The following is a 1,534-nucleotide window of genomic DNA, read 5'->3' on the forward strand; positions in this document are numbered from 1 at the left end:
TGAGAAATTCGAATTTTCGGCGAATGTCGTCTTCACAGTATAACCAGATTGCTTGGGGTTATATGGTCAAGTGAAGAAGCGCATACGGTGGATGCCTTGGCAGTCAGAGGCGATGAAAGACGTGGTAGCCTGCGAAAAGCTTCGGGGAGTCGGCAAACAGACTTTGATCCGGAGATGTCTGAATGGGGGAACCCAGCCATCATAAGATGGTTATCTTGTACTGAATACATAGGTGCAAGAGGCGAACCAGGGGAACTGAAACATCTAAGTACCCTGAGGAAAAGAAATCAACCGAGATTCCCTTAGTAGTGGCGAGCGAACGGGGACTAGCCCTTAAGTGGCTTTGAGATTAGCGGAACGCTCTGGAAAGTGCGGCCATAGTGGGTGATAGCCCTGTACGCGAAAATCTCTTAGTCATGAAATCGAGTAGGACGGAGCACGAGAAACTTTGTCTGAATATGGGGGGACCATCCTCCAAGGCTAAATACTACTGACTGACCGATAGTGAACTAGTACCGTGAGGGAAAGGCGAAAAGAACCCCGGAGAGGGGAGTGAAATAGATCCTGAAACCGTATGCGTACAAGCAGTGGGAGCCCACTTTGTTGGGTGACTGCGTACCTTTTGTATAATGGGTCAGCGACTTATTTTCAGTGGCGAGCTTAACCGAATAGGGGAGGCGTAGCGAAAGCGAGTCTTAATAGGGCGTCTAGTCGCTGGGAATAGACCCGAAACCGGGCGATCTATCCATGGGCAGGTTGAAGGTTGGGTAACACTAACTGGAGGACCGAACCGACTACCGTTGAAAAGTTAGCGGATGACCTGTGGATCGGAGTGAAAGGCTAATCAAGCTCGGAGATAGCTGGTTCTCCTCGAAAGCTATTTAGGTAGCGCCTCATGTATCACTGTAGGGGGTAGAGCACTGTTTCGGCTAGGGGGTCATCCCGACTTACCAAACCGATGCAAACTCCGAATACCTACAAGTGCCGAGCATGGGAGACACACGGCGGGTGCTAACGTCCGTCGTGAAAAGGGAAACAACCCAGACCGTCAGCTAAGGTCCCAAAGTTATGGTTAAGTGGGAAACGATGTGGGAAGGCTTAGACAGCTAGGAGGTTGGCTTAGAAGCAGCCACCCTTTAAAGAAAGCGTAATAGCTCACTAGTCGAGTCGGCCTGCGCGGAAGATGTAACGGGGCTCAAACCATACACCGAAGCTACGGGTATCACGTAAGTGATGCGGTAGAGGAGCGTTCTGTAAGCCTGTGAAGGTGAGTTGAGAAGCTTGCTGGAGGTATCAGAAGTGCGAATGCTGACATGAGTAACGATAATGGGTGTGAAAAACACCCACGCCGAAAGACCAAGGTTTCCTGCGCAACGTTAATCGACGCAGGGTTAGTCGGTCCCTAAGGCGAGGCTGAAAAGCGTAGTCGATGGAAAACAGGTTAATATTCCTGTACTTCTGGTTATTGCGATGGAGGGACGGAGAAGGCTAGGCCAGCTTGGCGTTGGTTGTCCAAGTTTAAGGTGGTAGGCTG

The 1,534-nt window shown here is 50.5% G+C and carries 1 rRNA gene; it reads left to right on the forward strand.

Annotated elements, in window-relative coordinates:
* Positions 1-64 precede the first annotated feature (64 nt).
* Positions 65-1,534, forward strand: a 23S ribosomal RNA gene (locus JFT58_RS30020); the annotation flags it as partial.

The sequence above is a fragment of the Pseudomonas sp. MF6767 genome (assembly GCF_016405475.1).
Lineage (GTDB): Bacteria > Pseudomonadota > Gammaproteobacteria > Pseudomonadales > Pseudomonadaceae > Aquipseudomonas > Aquipseudomonas paracarnis.